The following is a 23,338-nucleotide window of genomic DNA, read 5'->3' on the forward strand; positions in this document are numbered from 1 at the left end:
TTACTTCTTCGCGCCGAAGTACTGCGCGCTGATCTTGTCAAACGTGCCATCGGCCTTCAGGTCGGCCATGCCCTTGTTGACCTTGTTCAGCAGCTCGGTGTTGCCTTTACGCACGGCGATGCCGTAATACTCTTTCGGGAAACCGGCATCGGAGACGGTACGCAGCTTGCTCGACGGATTGTTGGTGATGTAATTCTTGACCACGGCATCATCGGCCACCACGGCGTCAACGCCGCCGGTTTCGAGTTCCTTCAATGCCAGCGGGGTAGAGTCCAGACGCTTGATGTTTGCGCTGTTCTTGCCGAGCAGGTTCTGTACAACTTCGTCACCGGTCGTGGCGCTCTGTACGCCGACCTTCAGCGTTTTCAGGTCGTCGAACTTTTGCACCTTGGTGTTATTGGCCGCCACGGCGATCAGTTGCGATGCCTCGAAATACGGCTCGGAGAAATCAACGGTCTGCTTGCGCTCATCGGTGATGGTGATGGCCGAGATCAACAGATCGCGGTCGCCTTGCGCCAGGAAGTTGAAGAAGCCTTCAAATGGTGTCGGTACAAACTTCACTTCAATGCCGATCTTTTGCGCCAGTGCCTTCATCACATCGATGTCGAATCCGACTACATTCTTTTGTTCGTTCTCAGCAGAAAACGGCGCATACGCCGATTCCACGCCAACCAGATAAACCTTGGCTGCAGGAGCTGCGGCCGGTGCTTGTGCAACCGGTTCGTCTTTCTTGCCGCAAGCAGACAGCGCGGATACCAGCGCCAACAGGGGAACGAATTGTTTGAAGAACTTGTTCATGAGTTACCTTGTAAAAATGAAAACAATACAGACACCGAAGCCGCGTCAGTCTATGCATCCAGGGGAATTCGGAAAGGGGAGGATTGTAAACGTTTACCGGGGCGATAAACGCATTTTGTGGCAGAAATGCGGGCAAAAACACGATCAACATGTCGTCAAGATGCGTCGGTGGTGCATCGTTATTGCCAAATCTGCAATCGTCGTAAATCCAGCGCAGGCCCGGCCGTCGCGAGGGATACCCGGTTTGATCAGGAATTTGGCCAGTGTCTGTTCGTCACTCCAGTCAGAGCGCGATCGAACCTCAATCGTTTGAAGGCGTCGGGGTGGTGCGCGGCTGTTGCAACAAGGCCTTGAGATTGGCCAGCCGGTTCTGCGGTGTGATGACTTCGCTTTCCTTGGGCACGGCGTCGCCGACATCGAGGTTCATTTCCTTGATGAAGCGCGACGGATCGCAGGCCGTGTATTCGCGGGCACGCTTGCGGCGCTTGCACCAGGTGATCTGCAGGCTGCGCTGGGCGCGCGTGATGCCGACATACATCAGGCGGCGTTCTTCCTCGATACGCGCAGCGATCGTCTCGGCCGGCGCATCGGGGTCGCCCTTGTGCGGCAGGATGCCTTCTTCCACACCGATCAAAAACACGTGTGGATATTCCAGTCCCTTGGAGGCGTGCAGCGTCGACATGCGCACCGCATCCTGCTCTTCATCCTTGCCTTCCAGCATGGACATCAGCGCCACCATCTGGGTCAGTTCCAGCAGATTCTTTTCTTCACCCTCGCCATCCTTGCCGCCGTTGCCGCGTTCTTTCAGCCAGGTGGTGAAGTCGACCACGTTCTGCCATTTGCTCTGGGCCTGGCGCTCGTCGAAGGCGTCATAGCAGTAGCCTTCGTAGTTGATGGCTTCCATCATGTCGTCGAGCACCAGCGCCGCGTTCTCGCCGCTGCCGGAAGGGCCGGGGCGGCTGGCGCGCGACTCGAGGTTGTTGATGAAATCGCAGAACTGACGCAGTGGCAGCAATTGCTTGTCGGGCAGCTTGTCTTCCAGCGCACCCTTGTAGACCGCTTCAAACAGCGAGCACTGCCACTGACCGGCCACCGTGCCGAGTACTTCCAGCGTGGCCTGGCCGATACCGCGGCGTGGTGTGGTGACGGCGCGGATGAATGCCGGATCGTCGTCCTGGTTGGCAATCAGGCGCAGGTAACTGATGATGTCCTTGATTTCGGCACGATCAAAGTAACTCTGCCCGCCGGACATCACGTAAGGAATACGTTCGCGCCGCAAGGCTTTTTCAAAAATGCGCGCCTGATGATTGCCGCGATACAAGATGGCGTAGTCGGAGAATTTCGCACGCCGCTCGAAGCGATGCGCCGACAACATGATGGCGACTTGCTCGGCTTCGGCTTCGTCGTCATCCATCGCCATGACCTTGATCGGATCGCCGAGGCCATGCTCCGACCACAGTGCCTTTTCAAACAACTTGGGATTATTCGAAATCACCGAGTTGGCGGCTTGTAGAATGCGTGTGCTGGAACGGTAATTCTGTTCCAGCTTGATCAGATGCAGATTCGGAAAATCGATCTGCAGCGTCTTCAGATTTTCAATCGTCGCACCACGCCAGGCATAGATCGCCTGATCGTCGTCGCCCACGGCGGTGAACATCGGTTTCTTGCCGATGCCGCTGACCAGCAGCTTGACCAGCTCGTACTGGCAGGTGTTGGTGTCCTGATATTCATCCACCAGCAGATAGCGCAAGCGGCGCTGCCAGCGGTCGCGCACCTCTTCGTTATTGCGGAATAGTTCCACCGGCAAGCGGATCAGATCGTCGAAGTCGACCGCCTGATAGGCCGATAGTGTCGCGACATAGCTGCGATAGATGCGGGCGGCCACAGCTTCCTCTTCGTCGACAGCATTCCTGAGAGCAAGATCCGGATCGATCAGACCGTTTTTCCATAGCGACATCGCGTTCTGGATGCGACGGATCAGCTGCTTGTCGGTCGTTACCGCCAGATCTTGCACCAGCGAAAAGCAATCGTCGCTGTCCATGATCGAGAAGCGATCCTTCAGGCCCAGATGCTTGGCCTCCTGACGCAGAATCTTCACGCCCAGCGAGTGGAAGGTCGACACGGTCAGATGCTTTGCCTGCTTGGGTTCCTTCAGCAGTTTGGCAATACGCTCCTGCATTTCCAACGCGGCCTTGTTGGTAAAGGTCAGCGCGGCAATATGGCGCGATTCGTAGCCGCAGTTCTCGATCAGATGAGCGATCTTTTGTGTAATCACGCGCGTCTTGCCCGAACCGGCGCCGGCCAGCACCAGGCAAGGGCCGTTCATATACAACACAGCTTCGCTTTGCGGGGCGTTCAGGCCAAATGCGGGGGCAGCAGACATGCGGGGATCGATTCGGTACGGTGGGGGATAACACGCCATTGTAGCAGGCCGGGCAAGCCGGGCCGGGGCCTTCTGTGGGACAATGGAGGCATACGGAAACAGGCCATAGCATGAAATTCAATCACTTGATACAAATCAACGATCCGCTCAATCCGCTGATCGACAATCTGACCCGCGAACAACTCTGGCGCGGGCTCGTCATGCGTGCGGAAGCACCGCAATTGTTCATGGAACATCTCGACGAATGCAAGCTGTCCGACAAGACGGATGCGTCGGTCAAGCGCATGCTGCGCTATGGCGAATTACGTATTCACGACGTCGTCACCTATGAGCCGCAAGTGCGGGTGCATTACCTGGTGCCGGCGCAGGGCGAGATCCCGACATCAAGTTTAAGCATGACCATCGAAGAGCCGGAAGCGGAAGCCTTATTCGTGCGCTTCGAATACGACGATGGTGCGCCGGAAGAAGTCGATACTGAGAAGGCCTTCTACGACCAGTTCCGCCGCTCGGCGTATGAAGAGGCGGATATCGATACCATCCGCATCATTCGTGAACTGATTGTTAAAGGTTCGATGCATTAAGCATCGAACCTCACATCTTGCGCTGACCGGAGGAGGCAAGCAGCGTATCTGTGATGGAAAAGTCTTTTAGTTCCTGCATCAAATCCGTAGATGACAATGGAATATTGCCGACGCGGCTGATCTGGCAAGCTGCGGCAATTGAGCCAAGATACATGCTTTGCCAGATGTCTGCCCCGACGGCCATCGCGATCGAGGTGCATGTCAGCAAACTGTCTCCGGCGCCAGCCGTGTCTTTCGGGGAGATGTTGAAAGCGGGTAGTCTGTCCGTCAACCAATCGCCGTTGTCTTCAGGTTTGGCATGCACGAGTATGCCTTCTGCCCCGAGCGTGAGAATGATGTTGTCGGCTCTGGATTGTTGCCGTAGTTGCTCCGCGAGCACGACGAGGCCAGCGTTGTAGTCCCGCACGGCCAGACGCGCTTCGCGTTCTGTAGGGGTAAGCAGCATTGCCCCCTTGAATCTCGATACGTCGCCCATTTGAGATGACGACTGGCTGTCCGCGACAAACGGAATGTTGCGTTCGACGCAGGCGGCAATCAGTTCGTCGACCACAGCTTGTGGCAGGCAGCCATAGTTGAAATCAGAAAAAATCACGAGATCGCATGCAGCCAGGCTGCTCTTGACCTTCTCGATGAAACGTCGAGCAAGTCTGGGCTCAATATCATGTTGCCGCAGATGGCTCACGCGCAGCAAAGTTTTACCCGCAGCGCGAAAGCGTTGCTTCAGAGTTGTCGGTCGGCTGTCATCTTCGAAAAGGGTTGCGGTGACCTTGTATTCCTGCAGTTTTTCACGCGCGAAATCTGCGGCAACGTCGGTGCCTGCGACGGAAAAATAGCTGACCTCGGCGCCAAGTGTGCAGGCGTGCGAGGCGACAATCCCTGCGCCACCAATGAATCGCTCTTGCAAAATCGGAGTCACCACCAACGTCGGATCTTCTTGCGACATGCCGAGTGCTTCGCAACTGACATATTCATCAACGATCAAGTCACCGATGACGGCAACCCGAAAACCTTTGAACTTTTCCATAATTGCTCGCAAATCTCGCATGGAGAAAGCATGGCGATCAAGATAGTCCTGTGGTCGAATTATCGAGCCAAGATTCGGCTCCAGGATGTCGCGCTTTAGCAAGTCGATAGATGAGAAGCGCATTTCTCCAGAGCTGAACATCAACTTGCCGCCGTATTCGTCAACGGCAGCTTGCTCCGGATTGTCTTTTGATTCGTGCTCGTCACCCTTTACCACCACCGTGGGTCGTAAGACCCGGATGATGTCTTCCGGTGCAGAGGTCATGACAAACGCATAGTTGACAAAACTGATCGCGGTTATCCCGTCGAAGCGCAACTGTGCAGGAAGCAACGCACCCGGAATATGGTCGCCTGCTACGCCGACAACCAGAAAATCTCCACATTCGGAAGCAAACTTCAGAAGACGCAAATGTCCTGGGTGAACGGTATTAAAGTTGCCTGCGACAAACACGACGCGAGCGTCGGCACCAGCGCGGGCTCTTATCTCTGTGATTTCTGCGATATCTGATAACAACGAACTATCCAATTTATCCTCCGATGCAGCTTCTTATCCTGATGCCATTTTTCGAACCTGGCGTGGCCACGCGTCTCCACATTGCACCTGGGCGATGATCCTCAAGATTCTTTGTATTGAGCAACACTCATAGATGCGTTTGCCGTCATTCTTCTCTGGGAAAATCCCTGATGATCGACTCGTGGCTACGCAGCGTCAGTCCGCCATCCACTGCAATATTCTGACCCGTGATGTAGGAGGCCTGGTCACTGGACAGAAACATGATGGTGTTGATGATGTCTTGTGAACTGCCTGCACGTCCGAGCGGTATGAAACGTTCGAAGCGGTCTGTGATCCAGCTGTTTTGACGATAGTATTCCTGCGCAGCCTCTTTAATCACTACGCATGGTGATACAACGTTGACACGAATACCTTTGTGGCCGAGCTGCAATGCATAGTAACGCGCGAGTTGCGCCAGACCGGCTTTGCTGACGTGGTAGCCGAGATCCTGTTCGGGAGCAATGTAATGGTCTGCGATAGAACTGACCATGACGATGCTGTTTCCTGTTTCACTCATGGTGAAATAAGAGCATTCAACGAGATGGTCGATAGCAACTCTGGTTGCTGTCAGCGCGACGGACAGATCGGTTTCAAACGCATCCGTCGACGACCTGTTGCGCTGCATGAAAACGATACTGTCTACCTTGCCATGCATTGCTACGGCACGATCCAGCGTAGCGCGTAGTGCCGCTGCGTCTGAAACATCTACAGCGTGCATTCCCAGCTGGAGCGAAGCTCTCTGCGAGGCTGGATTGCGGCCGAACACAGAGACCCGATTTCCCGGATCGGCAGCGAGTAAATGCTGAACAAGGGCCAGGCCGGTCCCACGTGTGCCACCGACGACGATGTAATGCTTGTCACTCATTTTTTGATGATCTTGAACTCGGGCAGCGGCACTACGAAACAACCGCCCTGATCCAGATATTCCTGATGTTTTTGCATGAAGGTCTCAGCAAAGCGCCATGCCAGCACCAACACATAATCCGGTTTGCGCTCATAGATAGCCGATGACGGCAGAACCGGCAGATGCCAGCCAGGGCTATAGCGCCCTTGTTTGGCTTGATTATCGTCGACCAGATAGTCGATGTATTCGCCCATTTCGAAATGATAGATCAGCGTTGTTCCAGTGATTGACGCTCCAAAACCGGCGACTGTCTTGTTTTCTTTTTTTGCCTGCTTCAGGAATTGCAAGGTCTGTTGCTTGAGTCCCTCGATTTTGGCCGTATAAGTATCATAGGTCTCCTTGCGATAGATTCCTTTGCTTTCTTCCTCAGCCAGCAGCTTCTCCACAGATCCGTCTTTTTGCATTGGGCCGCTCGGACGTTGCACGAAGTAGCGGAGCGAGCCACCTTTGGTGGCAACGCGTTCAATCGCGGTCAGTTCCAGTCCTACGCTTGCGAACAAGGCCTGCATCGGCTTGACCGAAAATGACGACAAGTGTTCGTGATAAATGAAATCGAACACCATGTTGTCAATGAGATCGGCCAAGTAATAGCTCTCAAAAATGAATACGCCGTCCGCTGCCAACAGCACATTAATACCGTCGACCCAAGATCGTAAATCATCAATGTTCGCAAAGACATTGTTGGCCGTGACGATGCGGGAATGACCGTGAGAAGCGACGATCTGCGTGGCCAGATCGCGTTCGAAAAATTTACCGATGGTTTCGATGCCGCTGGCAGTTGCCTGCTCGGCGATATGTGCAGCAAACTCGACGCCAAGGACCTTCATGCCCAGTCCCTTGAACGACCGTAATAAGGTGCCGTCATTGGAGCCCAGATCCATGACCAGCGATCCTGGCGCAACCTTGCAACGCTGAACGACATTCTCGGCATAGGCCTGAAAATGTGTATTCAGTCCGAATGAACTCTGTGTCACATAGATGTAGTTGCCATACAGTACGTCCGGATCAATGATGTCTGTGATTTGTGCAAGGCCGCATTGTTTGCACATAAACAGGTCGATCGGATAGCTAGGCTGTATTTCATCCAAACGATCCTGACTGACATAGTCGTCGCCGATGGGCGTCGGCTTCAATGCAAATACCAGTTCCAGATCTTCGCTTGCGCAGGCGCGGCAGTCCGTGCGTCGATGAATAATTTGCTTCATTGCTTTCCTGTCTGAGGATTGATTCGTTGATCCAGGTTCCGGATATAGCGTTCGGCAGCAGCAGCATCGCTGCCATCCGGCGCCCAATCGGGAAATTCAGTCGTGCCCAATTGAAACGGGCCATTCGTCGTTTCATGAAACACGAGTACATCGGAGCGGATAATGAGCGTATGAAACACGGGTTTCTCGATGCGCTCGTAAAACGTCAGCCCCGATGCGTAGTCACCCATTTCGATTACCTGCGCCACTTCGCCTGCGTCATCGAATATCACCAGATCGACGCGGCCTGAAATGACATGCATCGATTCGGATTTTCCGGGGTGTTTGTGAGGGCGGACATAAGCAGTGCGCTCATGGATGATCAGCATTTCGTGCAATGCATTTTCGGGCGTATTGTGTGCGCATAAACGAATCCGCTTGCGCGGATTTTTGGACGATAGGTCTTCGAGGTGACCGATGTCCTCACGTGATGCGGTGACTATTTCAAGATCCGAATAGATGACTTCGGCGTTCTGAAATCGATATTTGCGTGCGTCTTCGATCATAGCCTTTTCATATCCGCAGCAAGGTGGTTGCTAAAATTGCATTCATATTGAACAGTCGCGCTATTGTTAAGCATTCGTAGATAAAACGATAAAAGATAATTTCATTAATCTGTTCGTGAATGTCATCGCAATTTCTATGCGGACTACGCCGATTCGCTCATTCTCGCAAAGAAAATCGCAAGAATAGACGTTATTGGAAAGAATACATGTCGATTTATGCTTTTGATCGGGAAAACAGCTTTGTAAATGACGGGCAAACATCGCATTTGGATAGAGCGACGGCCAGCGACGGCCTTGTTGCCCGCGAAAATGGTGATGAGTGGCAGCGTATAGCGGACAGAACTCAGCCTGAAACCGAGAAACGCAATTCGCGCGCAACAATCAGATTGTTGTCAGAGTGTTCATTAATCGAGGCAAGTCCGGGCTTAGCGTATCCAAGAGCCGGTTCCAGGCAAGTTGGTTTTCAGGAAGGGCGGCTGGCATATCAAAGTCCCGTTGGGCTTCCGTCCAACTCTTGATGGTTCCGATATCCCGATGATATGAACTATTTGAAAAGGTGAAAATACGGCCTATGAAATGCGGGATAACTTCGGTGCTGAAATCAATTTCCGGTTTGCCCAATGTGGCCATGAACTCCAGGACGGTAGGTTCGACGATATAGACAGCGGCGTTGGCCAGATTGCCTGGCGGATTGGCGACCTTTTCATGAAATGCCTGGACGATGCCGTCGTTGTCCAGATCGACAATTCCGCACGATCGGGGATCCTCGGTCTCGAATAGCATCATCGTTAGCGCCGCATCGACTGGTCGATGATGATGAGCATCCATGAACTCTGCACAGTTGAAACGCGTCAGGTTATCTGCATGCGCAATCAGGAATGGCTCACTCCGGAAAAAATCCCAATTGGCCAGCGCCGTGCCTGCCGTTCCGAGCAACTGCTTCTCATAGATCAGCGTTACTTGATTGTTCCAGCTGCTTTGACGAAGATACTCAGTCACTAACGGTGCCTGGTAGTGCGTGTTGATGAGAATCTGATCGACCCCTTGCGCCAACAAATTTCCAATCCAGTAATCCAATAGCGGTCGTCCGTTAATGGGTACGAGACATTTGGGTAAAAAATTGGTCAGTGGCTGGAGTCTTGTTCCAAGGCCAGCTGCGAGTAACAGTGCACGCATCTTGAAACTCACCTCATCATGGCTGCGAGTGAGAACACGCTACCAATTTCTTATTCGTAGCTTTCATCATTTTTTTGTGAATACGAGGTTGCGCGAATTTTCCGAAGAGCGTACCCCTTGATAGCCAAACTGCGCTAAAAATTCAGGCACGCCGGTTGTGGCATTTTGCACTTCTACAATCAATACGGGATGGTCGCGTTGTATCAATTCCGTCATCCCCTTGCAAACAGCAAGCTCGTGGCCTTCAACGTCCATCTTGACGAGCGCAATACGATGCGGCAGCTTGAGCGAATCAATACTCAGGCCCAATTTGCTATCGCCCGCCCCGTTATCCGTACTGGAAATGCGGGAGCCGGTGTTTGTGTCGAAAATATAATTCGGGTTTGCCGGAAATAAATCTGGGGCGATACGGATCAGGCAAGTTTGTTCGGTGGCCGCGGCGTTGAGCATGGTGATGTTGCGATACCCGCCTTTTTCGACAAAATGGGTCAACAAATCGAAGGTGTGTGTCAGTGGCTCAAATGCGATGACCTGCCCCGAGCTGCCAACCAATTCGGACATTTTTAGACTGTAACGGCCGACGTTGGCACCGACGTCAATACACCAATCACCAGGGCTCAACCAATTGGATAAACGCGCCCATTCGGCTTCATGGCTTTTGAAGCGACCGGTTCGTATCTGTCGAAAAAAATACCATTTAGAGGCAGCATGTTGCATCCTGTCTGGAAGCATTTTGACGAATGTCCTCAGGATATTCATGGTCGGATTTGTCATGTCGTGCTCCCGACGGAGACAGCATTCGCGATGTCGCTTTTGGTGGGTGTGCCGTTCACAATACTTTTCTCTTTGTCCGGTGTTGTTTTTTAAAAACCAAGTAGGCTTACATGTTGATAAGTAGGGCGTCGGCAGCTAGTAATATCGGTTTATAAATCTCGACGAAATTATGACTTTGTTTTGCGGTATCGCTTATTTGCCCAGCCTTTGCGTAAAGGAGGTTTCTTATCGCAGTCTTGAAATAATCGGATTTCTTGACTCTTTTTCTCAATTCATAGTCTTGTAGATATCTCAGTATCAGCATCGCCATCTCATAGGCAGCACGGCCGGTATGAACATACGTGTCATCTGAAGATAGCTGAGACGCGACCTTGCGAAAACAGCCGCAATATTCATCCAGGAAATAAAAGCGGTCAGGATGCGTTTTTGCCATATCGAGCGCTAGAGTCCAATCCTGGGCTCTGAATTCTCCCATGCCGTCCGCACCAGCCATTCTATCTAGGCTTAAATCCCAAGGGGAATTGTCGGGGCCATACTTAGGTAGAGTTTCACACTTGACGATGGCGACAATGAAAGACGTGTAGTGATCAAAGCCGAGGATCGAACAAAATTCATCAGCGTCGGCCTGACGCCGGGCCTGCCACCCAGGATGGTTCAATTCAATGATTTGTCCGCCGTCTTCGATGACATACTTACCGAATCCAACATAGGCGTCATTTTTGATCATTTCATCGAACAACCTAGCTATTTTATCGGGGAAGAAATAGTCGTCGCTCGCCAGAAACATCACGTAAGGCGTTTCGACATGGGTATACATCATCACAACCGATCCGATGGCACCTTTGCTTTTCTCGTTATGGAAAATCCGTATCCTTTTATCGCCTGAGAATTTTTCCAGAATAGATGCAGTGTCATCGGTCGACCCATCATTACAGATCAGCAGATTGGTGACTGGTGAATTGTCTGCAAAAATGACATTGGTAATCAGGTGCTCAAGGTAGCTACCGTGGTTTTTGGTAGGGATGATGACGGTAAGCATGTTCTTCTCCAATTAATAGCTTCTTTGGCGAGTCGCCGTTCAGGTTCGCCCGCATTTCTTTTCTCTGCAATTCAATATGCCGCAAGACCTGCCGCCATCCAAATTCACGGTCGTAACCGACAAAAACAAGGGATATTGCATCCCGATGATTAGTTTCGGGTGACGAGATGAGGCAGGCACGTTGCCGTTAATTCGATCTGCCTAGGTAAGGTAAGTCGAAGTGCCCCTAATATATCTCTGGCTTAAAGATGATAAGTGCAAGCCTGCCAAGCTGAAACGGTGAATAACGCCCTTAAAGACCCGTTAGCTCTTCATTTAATGACGCAAATCAGCGGATCGCTTCGTCACAAAAGCGTTTGCTCGAACAAGTGTTGCGTCAGTAAGATTTGTCACTATGCTTTTGCTATATCGACGTTCTCCGGACTTCACAAGCGGCGTTAAAACATGTGTAGAATCAACTCAGCATTAGCCTATTTATTTGGCTGATAGGGTGCTTTCGGCCGCTGCAGATGCAGGCGTGCTTCTCCAAAAAACCTTACCGAATTTTCAAACATGACAGATTCTATCCAACCTCTTGACGCCAATTTGCTTCAATTGCTTGAAGCAGGCAATCGTGACGCCATTCGCGAAGCAGCAACAAGATTTATTGGAGAGAATCGACGAGTTGAAGCAATAGCCTGTTTTAAGAAACTCGCGGAAGAAAAAAACGATCTGGATTCGCGGTTTATTTATGCGCAGTTGATTGATGATGGCTCGCACAAGCAATTGGCAATTGCCAGAGATCTGGCGCTATCGATTCTGGATGATTATCCGGTACTTTTTGAGGATAATGCGGACGCCAACTGTTTTCTGGTTCGGTATGCGGCACAGCGATGCAGCTACGTAGGCCCGCAGGAAAAAGCTGCCGAGTTGTATCGCAAAGTCGCCTCCATGTCCAATAGCGCAGACGACTACTATCATCTTAGCGAAAGTCTGTCGCACATTAACAATGTCGCGAACAATCTGGCGGATTCCATCTCAGCTTTGGAGAAGGCTATTTCACTGGATCCAGCCACCTACGATACGGAAACGAATCGTGAAACGATCAAGATCGGAAAAGCCGGGCTGGCATCGACGAATGCAGAAGTGGCCGTGCAGAAGCGGAAAAAAATCGGGCGCTATCCATTGACCGAAGACTTTCTGGGTAACTTGCCGGATCTGATCAAGAACCATATCGCCTTCGATTTGCGGAACGAAAAAAAATTCATCAGCAAATCGACGCGGTTTTTCACGATGGGCTCCTGCTTTGCGCGAAACATCTCTGTGAGTCTGAATAAGAATGGCTTTAACAGCACGCACATGGAAATCTCTGAGTACATCAATACAACGTTCGCGAACAAAGCGTTTGTTGATTGGCTAAGTACAGGAAAAGTTGATGGTGCAATCGGCGATCGGATTCAAGAGTTGTTGCCGCCGGGATGGAATGCCGAGAATACACTGGAAAAAATCACGAATACCGACGTGTTCATCTTGACGCTGGGTGTTGCCCCGGCTTTTTTTGATCGAGCTACCGGTGACTTTGTTTTGCCGCGCCCGACTGCGCTCAATTCTCGTGTGCTGGCTGAAAAATATGAATATCGTACGACTTCGGTACAGGAAAACGTTGATAACGTTCTTTATCTGATCAATTTCATCCGGCGTCTTTCCCCGGATGTAAAACTGGTCGTCACCGTTTCTCCCGTACCGTTAATTGCATCGTTTGAATTCGAGTCTTGTATAGCCGCAGATTGTTTATCCAAAAGCACCATGCGGCTGGTGGCGCATCAGGTCGTCAATCAATCCGGTCTCAAGGACATTATCTATTGGCCTTCATTTGAAGTATTCCGTTGGGCCGGCTCCAATGCAGGCAATTTCTATGCCGCTGACGATGGTGCTGCATGGCATGTATCGGAAGAGAAGGTAAATGGAACGATTGGTGCTTTCATCGATATGTTCAATGCGGAATGAGTCGATAAAATGAAGTGAAGAGCGTCGCGATGAGACTTCCTTTGTAGGAAAGTCTCATCGAGATAGCTTCATTTCAGAGGCTATTTTTCTCGTGTTCCGGCGACATTGCATTGCCAATTATTTTGTCTGCCTGTTGGCGAAGACCATCGTTATTTCAACGCTGACACGAGTCTGATCCCCCATATTGACCGCACCGCCGTGCAATATCCCCTCGTTGAAGATCAGCATGTTGCCGGGTTCGGTCAGCATCAGTTCTGCACCTAGTGTCGAGACATCTTCGTCAATGACCGGTTTCATGCCGCCGGCGCCTGGTGCCGCATGATAGCGGTAGGACTTGCGATGGGAGTTGGGTACGATCATCAAGCCGTTCTTGCCGGGTTGCGAAAAAATCGGAATCCATATCTTGACGGTCTCGGCCTCCGACGGAAAGGCCTGATCGTCCATACCCATGACATCATGAAACCATTTATCCGCATGCAGGGAGCCAACATCTTTGGCTGCGTGTGGGCGTACCAGCCGCCAGTAAATTTCTTCCCGACCGGCTTCATGCGTGTCGCCATAAAACACATCGGAAATCGAAAATTCACCCAGCTCATCACGCAATGTCTGCAAAAAAGGCAAGACCTTGATTTTGTCGCAACTATGTTTAGGTAAGCAACGCGTTTGCTTGGGCCATAAGGTTTCATGCGTCAACAGATGTGCCAGCTGGTGATAATTGGGGATGCCAATTTCACTGAATTGAGGGACCAGTTCGCGATGCGCTGCGCCGATTACAGATAACCATTGCTCGGTGATTGCATTGCGAAATATATCCAGCTCATCCTGAGTAAGCCGGACATCTTTTGAAAATCCAGGCGCATCAAAGATCTTGCTTTTCAGATTGAGTGTGCTCATGTGTCTATCTCGTTAGCATCTCGGACGATACATTCCAATTCAGGCATCCATCTTGATCAGACAGCGCCCCGCCAGCTCGCCGCTGCGCATACGCTGTATCGCCACGTTGATGTCGTCCAGTTTGAAATGTTCGGTGATTAGAGGCTTGAGTTGGATGCGTCCGGCATTGAGTAGCTTGGTATAGCGCGGGATGTCGACATGGGGCACCGCTTCGCCTCCATGCGATCCGCTGATGCGCTTGTCGAAGTGCAGCGGCAGCGAATAGATGTTGATGTTGCGTCCCTTGCGCGGCACGCCGACCAGCACCACGCGTCCTTGCGCCTTGGTCAGTTCGTAGCCGAGTTCGATGATCGCCGGTTGTCCGGTGTTGTCGATGAACACGTCGATACCCTGATTACCCAACAGCTCTTGCAATGCCGCCTTGGCGTCGACCTTGCTGGAATTGATGGTGTGCGTCGCGCCCAGCGACTTGGCCAATTCGAGGCGGTTGTCGTGCAGGTCGACGGCAACGATAGGATAGGCTGACAACAAGCCTGCCGCCTGAATGATATTGAGACCGACACCGCCGGCACCGAACACCACGACGGCTTCACCGAAGCGAATCTTGGCGTTGTTCTCGGCGACGCCGAAACCGGTCGTAACGGCACAACCGAACAGCGACGCCACTTCCATGTCTGAGGATGGCTCGATACGAGTGACGCGATTTTCGGAGACGATGGCGTATTCGTTGAAGGTCGCAATCAGTCCGGCATTGAGCGACTTGCCTTTCCAGGTGTAACGCGGCGGCACCGATTCGATGCCCTGGCTCTTGCGCCAGTGCAGAACGACATGATCTCCCGGCTTGACAAAGCGCACGCCGGGACCGACGGCTTCCACCACGCCCGAACCTTCGTGCCCGAGCAAGTGAGGCAGATATCTGTCTTCACCCTTGGCACCGTCAATCTCGCCAAGCTGCGAGCCGCAGATGCCGCTGTTGTTGACCTTCACCAGCACCTGGCCAACTTCCAGCGTCGAAGGTAGTTCGACTTCATCCACTACCAGCGGTTGTTGTAATTCGACCAGGATGGCCGCCTTCATTGTTTTTGGCATGTTCATGGCGTTACCGTCATTCAAAGTAGATCAAGGAATGGTCGCCGGTGTAACCGGTCTGTTTGAACCACCAATCCCATTCTTCCGGTGTGCAGAAGGCTTCACAGGTCACTTGCCAGTACAGCAAATTGGCTTTCTCCGACTCGTTGCGATAAGACTCGACGCAAAGATATTTATTCTTTTTGCCGACGCGTTCCATTTCACGCAGTGCTTTGTCCAGATCGTAGTTGTGCAGGTTGTGCAGGGTCGTGATGGAAAAGACGAAATCGAAATAGTTGTCTGCAAATGGCAAGCTCGTTGCGTTGGCTACCTGCAGATTTGGTTTGATCTCTTCCTTGGCGTTGGCGATCGCGTATTCCGATATGTCGATGCCGTGGATTTTCACGCCCGGTACCAACAGCGAAATTTCGTATAGTAAGAAACCCTTGCCGCAACCGATGTCCAGAATTTTGTCGCCTGCCTTGATGCCGTAATGATCGATCATCGCCTGTGCAACCGGCGCCCACCGTCCTGGCATGTAGCGATAACCGCCGTAGCAGATGCGACGGTCGCCATCCCAGTAATCGAAGCCCCATTGCTTGGCCAGTGCTGCCGCTTTGGCTTTTGGAAACTCGGCGTCATTGACGCGCGCCAGATAATCGCGCGTGGTGCTTTTGTGGACGGAGGTGAGGAAGTCTATGTATGCCATGATTTATACCAGCCAGGAATGGAAAAAATGTTCTGTCTTGTCAAACTGCATGCGCTGTCTTTGTTCCAGCGACAAGGTCGGATCCGCAAATTGCCGGCGCTTCGCCGCAGCCGGCAAGAATTCGTTGAGCATGATGCAGCACCACTTGAGCTGGAAGGCCGGCAACAACAGGCGCGCACGCTCGCGCAGTATCTCCGGTCGCGTCGAGTAGCTGACGGCTGTCGTCACAAAATCATCAAAGTACGTTTGTGACACGGGCACCGCCGGCTGGCAAAAGAAATCGCCGATCATCTTCGCCGGATCATCCCAGCCTGCATATTCGAAATCGATGAAACACAACTGGCCATCGCTCTTCAGCAAGGCATTGTGAAAGCCGAAGTCGGACGGCGAAATGCAACGGTCGTCGTCATGCAGGTCGGGCACTGTCGCACCAGCTATACGCAGGCGGTGGCCATGCCACGTTCCGGCAATACGACCAATCAGATTTTTTGCCTTGCGCGACAAGTCGTCGTCGTCGGTAATTTCCTGCAATCGCAGCAGACGGCGATCAACCATCTCCAGATGCTGCGCGACGGAAAAGCATGCTTCTGATGCCGTCGGCAACTTCTCGCTCAAGGCATTGTTGGCGTGCCCTCTGGCGTTGAGCGCGGCGATGAATTGCGCTGCACTGCGCACATGCGTCGGCTGCAACTCGTTCGCCGTCAGTTTGTTGCCGTCGATGAATTCGTAGATGCCCAAATGATCCTGAGCGCTACATACAATCGGCGTCGGCACATTTTTTAATCCGATGGCAGATGCATGGGACAGAAACGCATATTCAGCGCCGAGGCGATCACGCGTATCGGCCGGGTGATTGAAGTACGCCTTCGCCAGATAACGGCCGGCGTTCAGATCCACAGAGAACACCTGGTTGTTGCCGCCACCTCCGACGATCATCAAGGACAATCCGGCCGGATCGATTCCCGACGACAGGAGCAAGCTCGCGATTTTTTCCGTCAGTTCCCGGTTTGCCATGTCGCCTCGAAAAACGCCTGAATTTCTTGCCACGAGCCGAAGCGCGCGCTGACGCCTTCCCCGTCATGGCCATGTTCCGGATCGAACAGCAAGCGCTGGGTATGCGCCGGAAAGCCCTGCATCTGCAAAATCTCGGGAAGGTCGTCGATGAAATAATCGCACTCGCACGCGGCGATGCGCGCGATCTTCTCTTCCTTGGTCAGTTCGAAAAAAACGCGTTCAGTGGCAAACAACGGCGATGTGCCGTCGACCAGTACCGTCGAGATCCAACCCGCCGCCGCCGCATGCAAATCATACTGTGGTCCAAGGAATGGATGTTTGGTCTTGTGGCTGACGATCACGATCTCCGCATGCTCACGCGCTGTACGGATGAACTCGATCACGCCGGGATACGCTGCTGCCTGCGCCATTCGCGCACCGTACACGTAGCCCTGCAATTCAGTCCATGCGGCTTCGTTGTCGATCTTGCGCAGGTGATTGCGCACAGCTATTTTTGACACCGGCGTCGCGGCGGGGACCAGAGACTGTTCCACCGCAACCGCGTGAAACAACTCGTCGTAGCTGACGATAGTGTTATCGAAATCGAAACCTATTTTCATGGCTTAGCTGCGAGCCTTGGCATATGCCGCCTGAACCTTGCTGGCGATGTTTTCTGCCGTCAGGCCGTACTTGGCGCGCGCATAGTCTTGCGAACCGACTTCGTGCATGAACTCGTCGTCGGTGCCGAAGCTCAGTAAGCGTCCTTGCATTCTGTCCTGCTGCGCCAGCCATTCGGCGATGCTGCCGCCAAGACCGCCAATGCGGCTGTGTTCTTCAACCACGGCAACGATGCTGTAGTCAGTAAATGCTGTCCGGACGGTATCGACGTCGAGCGGCTTGATTGTGTGAAAACTTTCCACGCGCGCAGTGATGCCTTGAGCCGCCAGCAAGTCAGCGGCTTGCAGCACTGTCGGCAGCAAGGTGCCGGCGCCGATCAGGCAGACGTCAGTGCCTTCACGCACGTTAATGGCACGGCCGATTTCAAAGGAATCATCTTTCTTGGGGACGATCTGCTCGCCCTTCTTACCGATGCGGATGTAGACCGGGCCATTTTGTTTCAGCGCTGCACGCAGACATTGGCGCAACTCGACTTCATCGGCCGGCGCCATGACGGTCATGTTCGGCAGCACGCGCATGATAGCGAGGTCTTCGCATGAATGATGGGTCGGGCCGAGTTCCGCATACGACAGGCCGGAACCGGTGCCGACGATGATGACCGGCACATTGTGATAGCAGGCATCGACGCGGATCTGCTCGTAGCAGCGCGTCGTGGTGAACGGTGTGATCGTGTAGATCACAGGGCGCAATCCCGACAAGGCCATGCCGGCGGCGACGCCCATCATGTTGGCCTCGGCGATGCCGCAGTTGAGGAAGCGGTCTTCGCTGGCGGCCTTGAATTTGTCGAACAGCTTGTTGCCAATATCGCCGGACAACAACACGACGCGCGAATCGCTCACGCCCAGTTTGGTGATTTCATCTGCAAATGCGTTTCTCATGCTGTCACTCCCAGTTCCACGTAAGCAGCGGCCAGTTCATCCGCATTCGGAATCCGGTAGTGCCAGTTGTTGTCGTCTTCCATGAAGGACACTCCTTTGCCCTTGACCGTATGCGCGACGACTGCGATCGGCTTGCCTGTGCGGCTGCGCGGACGGCCCATGACCTCTGTCAGCGTGGCCAGGTCGTGGCCGTCGATTTCCATTGCCTCCCAGCCGAAGGCGCGCCATTTGTCGACCAGCGGTCCCAATGCGAGAACGTCTTCGCTGCGGCCGGTGGCTTGCCATTTGTTGAAATCGACAATCGCCATCAGACTGCCGACTTGCTGGCCGGCTGCCATCATGGCGGATTCCCAGACCGAACCCTCGTTGCATTCACCGTCACCGAGCAATACCGTGACGTCGTAGCTACGTTTTTGGATACGTGCTGACAAGGCCATGCCCAGTCCGATCGGCAAACCGTGACCCAGCGAGCCTGTTGCGGCTTCGATGCCGGGCAAGTGGTCCGGGGTCGGTGGATGCTCAGCGAAAATGCCGCCGTCCTGACCGTAGGATTCCAGCATGGCTTCCGGATAAAAGCCCTTGAGTGCGAGGACTTGAAACAGCGCCGCAGCGCCGTGTCCCTTGCTCAGGATGAAGCGGTCGCGATCCGGATCGACAGGTTTTGACGGATCGATTTTGAGTGCGCTGAAGTAAGCTGCAATCAAGATGTCGACACAGGACAGGCAAGATCCCAGATGCGGGGTTTGCGTGTGATGAGACGTTGCGATGATGCGGCCACGAATGGTAGCGGCGATTTTTTGTAAGGCGAGCGTATCTGAAGTCATGGCGGTCTCTAAAAACAATGCCCGTTCTTGCAAACGGGCAGTACAGCAAGCAGTAAGGAGGGCAGCAAGCCCTCAGGGCTTGTGGACGTAGTTCCACTCCATCGATTGCATTGCGTCCAGATTCTCTTTTACCCAGGCAATGCACTCATCGAGGCCTTGGTCCAGGTCGATCTTGACGTCCCAGTCCAGAGTGTTGCGCAACTTGCTGCTGTCGAGCATGTAGGCGGCATCTTTGCCGAGACGTTCGCCGACCACTTCAACGCAGGAATCGAAATCAACGCTGAGCTTGCGGCAAATACGCTCAACCAGTTCGCGCACACTGACGATTTCATCGGTGGAGATGTGGTAGGTCTGACCAGACGTGCCTGCCGTAGCAATCTTGTGCGTGGCGTTCGACACGTCGCGCATGTGAATGAAGGAGCGGCGCGAATGTCCGCCGCCATGCAGCTGCAGCTTCTTGCCTGTCAGTATCGACAGGATGGTGCGCGGGATGATGCGGTACAACTGTTGACCCGGGCCGTACACGTTGGCCGCACGCGTGAATACCACCGGGAAACCGTAAGCGTCGAAATAAGTCTTCAGGCTCATATCGGCCGCAGCGCGCGAGACCGCATACGGCGTGCTCGGATTGAACGGCGTGTCTTCCTTGATGAAGCCATCGGTGCTGCCGTAGACTTCCGGCGTAGTGACATGCACGTACTTTTCCATGAAGTCGCAATGGCGCAAAACCTCATGCAGGCGAATGGTCGCCATGACATTGGTTTCGAACCAGTGTTCGGGATTCTTCCAGCTTTCCGCGACCATGCTTTGTGCCGCAAAATTGACAACGAAGGCCGGTTTTTCCTGCTTGATCAGCGCCGTCAGCGGTTCCAGATCCTTGTTCAGATCATAGTTGTAGAAGCGGAAGTTGGCATCCTTGCCGGACCAGCGGTATGGTAGAAAGGCCTTGTGCGGTTCTTGCGAGCGGCTGGTGCCGATGACGCTCTCGCCGTTTTGCAGCAGAAAGTCGGCGAAGCTGGCGCCGGAGAAGGAGTTGCTGCCGATGATGAGATATTTGCCCGACATGTGTATTTTGTTTATTCCGCTACAGGTTTATTTTCGTACAGCCATTGCATGATCATGTGCCCGACGACCAATTGCATGTCTTCCGCAATCTGCATATCGTCAATGGCGAAGTGAATCGGCACGTCGCACATGGCTTTTGCCTTGCCGCCGCTGTAACCGAGGATCGCACAGGTTTTGACGCCCATGGTTTTGGCTTGTTCCAGCGCGCGCAAGATGTTGGGAGAGTTGCCGCTGCCTGACAGGACAATCAATAAATCGCCGGCTTGTGCCTGAACGGCGAGCTGTTCAGAGTAAATATAGTCGTAACCGATATCGTTTGCCAGGCAGGTGATGACTGCCGCATTGGCCGACAGCGACGATACACGCATGCCGCCGCCGGTGCGCTTGGCGATGCCATATAGATAATCGTTGGCGAGATGGATGGCATTACCTGCGCTACCGCCGTTGCCGCAGAAAAATACCTGGCGCCCACTTATCCAGCAATCTTTCATATCCTGGGCGAGTTGCGCCACGCCCGACCAGTCCGATGTCGCCAGGACTTCTTGCAAGCGGCTGGCGTAAGCGGTGAAGACGGCAGTTGGCAATTTGTCCTGCGTGGTCATTGAAGTCATGCCGCTTTCGGAGTCAGCACAGTCTGCTCCATCCACTTCAGGTTGTAATAACGGTCTTCATCTTTCAACTCGCCGCTGCGGTATTTTTCGATGATTTCGGTAATGGCGACTTCGACTGATTTGGACGGCTTGAAGCCGGTAGCCAGCAGCTTGTCGGAGTTGACGCGGTAGGAGCGGGGGTCGTTCGATTCGGTCACGACGATGTCGACCGGGATGTGCTTGGCAACCATCTTGGCGATATCGAGGATGGAGATGTTTTCGAAGCCGGCGTTATAGACGCCTGTGACTTCCGGATGATCGATCAGATGCAGATAGACGTCGGTGATGTCGTCGATATGGATGTTCGGACGTACTTGCGCGCCGCCAAAAACGGTGATCTTGCCCTTGGACAGTGCCTGCATGGTCAGCAGGTTGACCGACACGTCCAGGCGCATGCGCGGCGAATAACCGCATACGGTGGCGGGACGGACGATCTGTACAACCATGCGATCCTTGTAGCTCAGTAGCACCGGCTCGGACACCATCTTGGTCTTGTTGTATTCGGAGATCGGTTTCAGTTCCAGATCTTCCGTGACTTGCAGTTCTTCCTTGACACCATAGACGCTGCCCGAAGACGCATAGATAAATTGCTTGACGCCTTTGCGTGCCGCTTTGTCGGCCAGCTGCATGGTCGCCAGGGCGCTGACTTCCCAGGTCAATTTTGGATCGAGGTCACCGCAAGGATCGTTGGCGACGGAAGACAGATGAATGATGGTGTCGACGCCGTCGAGCGAGATTTCGTCGATGTTGCGCACATCGCCTTTGGTGACAGTCAGATTCGGATGCGGCTGCAGGTAATTACCGAACCACATGATATCCAGCACATGCACCTTGTATCCGCGCGCCAGTAATTTAGGGACAAGTACCGTGCCTTTGTAGCCGCAACCACCAGTAACTAGAATGTTCATATATATGCGCGTGATTCTCTTAAAAATTAAATGGACCTGATTGATCGCTGCCCGAACGTGTCATCGCAACGACGTTCTGCGTGGCGTGAAAATTGCAAATCAACAACTTAATTTGCCTGCGAGCTTCTCTTTCATCATTCCTGAGCGTGCTCCCATCATGCGTTTGCCGTCTCCGCTGTCTCTGTATACGGACGGGAATCGGAAAACTGGAATTTGAGAGGTGAAATCCCGAGGGGCTCTGTTCTCCAACTCACCCGGGCGCTTTACTTGAAGCGATGGAATGGGCCGACGCTAACTATGTTGGTGCAATCTTAGTGCGGGGAAAGGTGTAGCAAAGAGGCAATAACACGCTGAATCCGGTCGTTGTTCTTCTTTTGTCCGGATATCGGCAGAAAGCCTGATTTTATGGGGGAAAGCGATGCATGGCCAGGTCAAGCCGGGATGGTCTGGCAGAAGCCAGGCCAAGATACTGCACCTCTTTCAAGGCGCGGAGATGCGGGAAGTTGTCTTTATGAAATGTTTTGGGCGGATCAGCGAAACAGATAGTCAATCACAGTGTTCACTAGCGCACCACCCACGATCAACCACGCAAACAGCAACCCACCCAGCAGCAGAGGACGCATCCCGGCGCGCCTTACCGACGACAGATGCGTCGTCAGACCCAGTGCTGCCATGGCCATCGCCAGCAGGAACGTATCGGCGTCGAGCAGGGCGCCGGTGACGGCGGCCGGGATCGGAAACAGCGAGTGAATCGCCACCACGCCGATGAAGGCGAACGCAAACCAGGGGATGCCGGCCATACGGGAAGTCTTGCCGCCACCGGCAGGCGCCGCCGACTTGCCGCGTTGCACATAAGCCGACAGGATCAGCAGGAACGGTGCCAGCATCATCACGCGAACCATTTTGGTGATCACCGCAGTGTTGGCGGTGTGTTCATCAATCGATCGCGCTGCGGCCACGACTTGCGCCACTTCATGCACGGTCGAGCCGATGTAGACGCCGAAGTCGGCGCGGCCTTGCAGCAAGTTCAGGCCATGCAACATGGGGTAGAGGAAGATTGCCACCGAGCCGAATACAACGACGGTCGACACCGCCACGGTTACCTGTTCGCTGCGTGCACGCAGCACCGGCTCCGTCGCCATCACCGCCGCTGCGCCGCAAATCGAGCTGCCGGCGCCGATCAGCATGACGGCATTGGGATCGAGCTTGAATACCTTGACGCCGATAAAGTAGGCCAGCGCAAAGGTCGACATCAGCATACAGGCGTCAATGACGACGCCGCTGACGCCGACTTGCGAGATGTCCTGAAAAGTCAGGCGCAGACCGTACAGCACAATGCCCAGGCGCAGCAGGTTTTGCTTGGAGAAGGCCACGCCGCTGCCGCAACTGGCGGCGACACGGGGAAATACCGTGTTGCCGATCAGCATGCCCAGCACGATTGCGATCGTCAGCGCGCTGAAGCCATGCGCCTGCAGCCAGGTATTCTTGCTGACCTCGATAGAGACCAATGCCAGCGTCGCGCTCAGTGCGAGTCCCGGAATGAAACGAGCCAGCGGCGATGTGGGGACGGCTGTGACGGAGAGCGGCGAGGTGTTCATGATGTGCCTGTCATTCATGGGTGATCGGAATGAAGGCACTTTATCGCGTCGCCATTTAAAAGAAAAACGCGTTATTTTGTTAATATCTACCTAAATAACAGGTTGA

General features: G+C 53.5%; 22 protein-coding genes. 2 read left to right on the forward strand and 20 right to left on the reverse strand.

Translation table 11 applies throughout. The features are described from left to right. Entirely contained in the window at positions 1–798 is a 798-nt protein-coding gene (locus PQR63_RS16845) for a basic amino acid ABC transporter substrate-binding protein (protein ID WP_408169148.1), read from the reverse strand. A 301-nt stretch (positions 799–1,099) separates the two neighbouring features. Next, positions 1,100–3,181, reverse strand: a complete 2,082-nt coding sequence (locus tag PQR63_RS16850; protein WP_408169149.1) for a UvrD-helicase domain-containing protein — start codon at positions 3,179–3,181, stop codon at positions 1,100–1,102. Between the two features lie 110 nt (positions 3,182–3,291). Here PQR63_RS16850 and PQR63_RS16855 point away from each other — a divergent pair, with 110 nt between their 5' ends. Further along, positions 3,292–3,762, forward strand: a complete 471-nt coding sequence (locus PQR63_RS16855) for an SRPBCC family protein (RefSeq protein ID WP_408169150.1) — start codon at positions 3,292–3,294, stop codon at positions 3,760–3,762. A gap of 10 nt (positions 3,763–3,772) precedes the next feature. Here PQR63_RS16855 and PQR63_RS16860 read toward each other — a convergent pair whose 3' ends face one another. The 7 genes from PQR63_RS16860 to PQR63_RS16890 all read right to left on the reverse strand — a co-directional run bounded on the left by PQR63_RS16860 (position 3,773) and on the right by PQR63_RS16890 (position 10,981). Further along, positions 3,773–5,311, reverse strand: coding sequence for a PfkB family carbohydrate kinase (locus tag PQR63_RS16860; protein ID WP_408169151.1), 1,539 nt, complete (start codon positions 5,309–5,311; stop codon positions 3,773–3,775). Positions 5,312–5,444: 133 nt separating this feature from the next. After that, complete coding sequence (locus PQR63_RS16865) at positions 5,445–6,203, reverse strand: SDR family NAD(P)-dependent oxidoreductase (RefSeq protein WP_408169152.1); 759 nt, start codon at positions 6,201–6,203, stop codon at positions 5,445–5,447. Beyond that, the gene (locus PQR63_RS16870) at positions 6,200–7,534 is read right to left on the reverse strand and encodes a methyltransferase domain-containing protein (RefSeq protein WP_408169153.1); all 1,335 of its coding nucleotides are present in this window, start codon (positions 7,532–7,534) and stop codon (positions 6,200–6,202) included. Before PQR63_RS16870 ends, PQR63_RS16865 begins: the two co-directional genes overlap by 4 nt. Next, a complete protein-coding gene (locus PQR63_RS16875; protein ID WP_408169154.1) occupies positions 7,444–7,992 on the reverse strand; it encodes a WbuC family cupin fold metalloprotein in 549 nt (182 codons plus the stop codon). Before PQR63_RS16875 ends, PQR63_RS16870 begins: the two co-directional genes overlap by 91 nt. A gap of 381 nt (positions 7,993–8,373) precedes the next feature. Then, the gene (locus tag PQR63_RS16880) at positions 8,374–9,168 is read right to left on the reverse strand and encodes a nucleotidyltransferase family protein (protein WP_408169155.1); all 795 of its coding nucleotides are present in this window, start codon (positions 9,166–9,168) and stop codon (positions 8,374–8,376) included. Positions 9,169–9,234: 66 nt separating this feature from the next. Further along, a complete protein-coding gene (locus PQR63_RS16885; protein ID WP_408169156.1) occupies positions 9,235–9,942 on the reverse strand; it encodes an FkbM family methyltransferase in 708 nt (235 codons plus the stop codon). Between the two features lie 106 nt (positions 9,943–10,048). Further along, the gene (locus PQR63_RS16890; protein WP_408169157.1) at positions 10,049–10,981 is read right to left on the reverse strand and encodes a glycosyltransferase family 2 protein; all 933 of its coding nucleotides are present in this window, start codon (positions 10,979–10,981) and stop codon (positions 10,049–10,051) included. A gap of 552 nt (positions 10,982–11,533) precedes the next feature. On the opposite strand from PQR63_RS16890, the gene PQR63_RS16895 reads away from it, so the two are divergent. Continuing rightward, positions 11,534–12,967, forward strand: coding sequence for a GSCFA domain-containing protein (locus PQR63_RS16895; RefSeq protein ID WP_408169158.1), 1,434 nt, complete (start codon positions 11,534–11,536; stop codon positions 12,965–12,967). 117 nt (positions 12,968–13,084) lie between these two features. Here PQR63_RS16895 and PQR63_RS16900 read toward each other — a convergent pair whose 3' ends face one another. The 11 genes from PQR63_RS16900 to PQR63_RS16950 form a co-directional block, all read right to left on the reverse strand. Continuing rightward, positions 13,085–13,861 carry a phytanoyl-CoA dioxygenase family protein gene (locus tag PQR63_RS16900; protein WP_408169159.1) on the reverse strand — a complete coding sequence of 259 codons (777 nt, stop codon included), beginning with the start codon at positions 13,859–13,861 and terminating at the stop codon, positions 13,085–13,087. A gap of 39 nt (positions 13,862–13,900) precedes the next feature. Next, positions 13,901–14,956: a zinc-binding dehydrogenase gene (locus PQR63_RS16905; RefSeq protein ID WP_408169160.1), complete on the reverse strand. Its 1,056-nt coding sequence runs from the start codon at positions 14,954–14,956 to the stop codon at positions 13,901–13,903. A gap of 10 nt (positions 14,957–14,966) precedes the next feature. Further along, positions 14,967–15,638, reverse strand: a complete 672-nt coding sequence (locus PQR63_RS16910) for a class I SAM-dependent methyltransferase (protein WP_408169161.1) — start codon at positions 15,636–15,638, stop codon at positions 14,967–14,969. Positions 15,639–15,641: 3 nt separating this feature from the next. Next, entirely contained in the window at positions 15,642–16,652 is a 1,011-nt protein-coding gene (locus PQR63_RS16915) for a phosphotransferase (RefSeq protein WP_408169162.1), read from the reverse strand. Continuing rightward, positions 16,634–17,251 (reverse strand): haloacid dehalogenase-like hydrolase, encoded by a 618-nt coding sequence (locus tag PQR63_RS16920; RefSeq protein WP_408169163.1) that lies wholly within the window; start codon positions 17,249–17,251, stop codon positions 16,634–16,636. The genes PQR63_RS16915 and PQR63_RS16920 overlap by 19 nt, the downstream gene beginning before the upstream one ends. Positions 17,252–17,254: 3 nt before the next feature. Next, positions 17,255–18,187, reverse strand: a complete 933-nt coding sequence (locus PQR63_RS16925; protein ID WP_408169164.1) for a transketolase family protein — start codon at positions 18,185–18,187, stop codon at positions 17,255–17,257. Further along, complete coding sequence (locus PQR63_RS16930) at positions 18,184–19,011, reverse strand: transketolase (RefSeq protein WP_408169165.1); 828 nt, start codon at positions 19,009–19,011, stop codon at positions 18,184–18,186. Before PQR63_RS16930 ends, PQR63_RS16925 begins: the two co-directional genes overlap by 4 nt. 72 nt (positions 19,012–19,083) lie before the next feature. Continuing rightward, the gene (locus PQR63_RS16935) at positions 19,084–20,076 is read right to left on the reverse strand and encodes a GDP-mannose 4,6-dehydratase (RefSeq protein ID WP_408169166.1); all 993 of its coding nucleotides are present in this window, start codon (positions 20,074–20,076) and stop codon (positions 19,084–19,086) included. 11 nt (positions 20,077–20,087) lie between these two features. After that, a complete protein-coding gene (locus tag PQR63_RS16940) occupies positions 20,088–20,687 on the reverse strand; it encodes an SIS domain-containing protein (RefSeq protein WP_408169167.1) in 600 nt (199 codons plus the stop codon). Further along, entirely contained in the window at positions 20,684–21,634 is a 951-nt protein-coding gene (locus tag PQR63_RS16945; RefSeq protein ID WP_408169168.1) for an NAD-dependent epimerase/dehydratase family protein, read from the reverse strand. The genes PQR63_RS16940 and PQR63_RS16945 overlap by 4 nt, the downstream gene beginning before the upstream one ends. 530 nt (positions 21,635–22,164) lie before the next feature. Continuing rightward, positions 22,165–23,232 carry a YeiH family protein gene (locus PQR63_RS16950; RefSeq protein ID WP_408169169.1) on the reverse strand — a complete coding sequence of 356 codons (1,068 nt, stop codon included), beginning with the start codon at positions 23,230–23,232 and terminating at the stop codon, positions 22,165–22,167. Between the last annotated feature and the right edge of the window lie 106 nt (positions 23,233–23,338).

The organism is Herbaspirillum rhizosphaerae (assembly GCF_046025915.1).
In the GTDB taxonomy this organism is placed as follows: Bacteria; Pseudomonadota; Gammaproteobacteria; order Burkholderiales; family Burkholderiaceae_D; genus Herbaspirillum; species Herbaspirillum rhizosphaerae_A.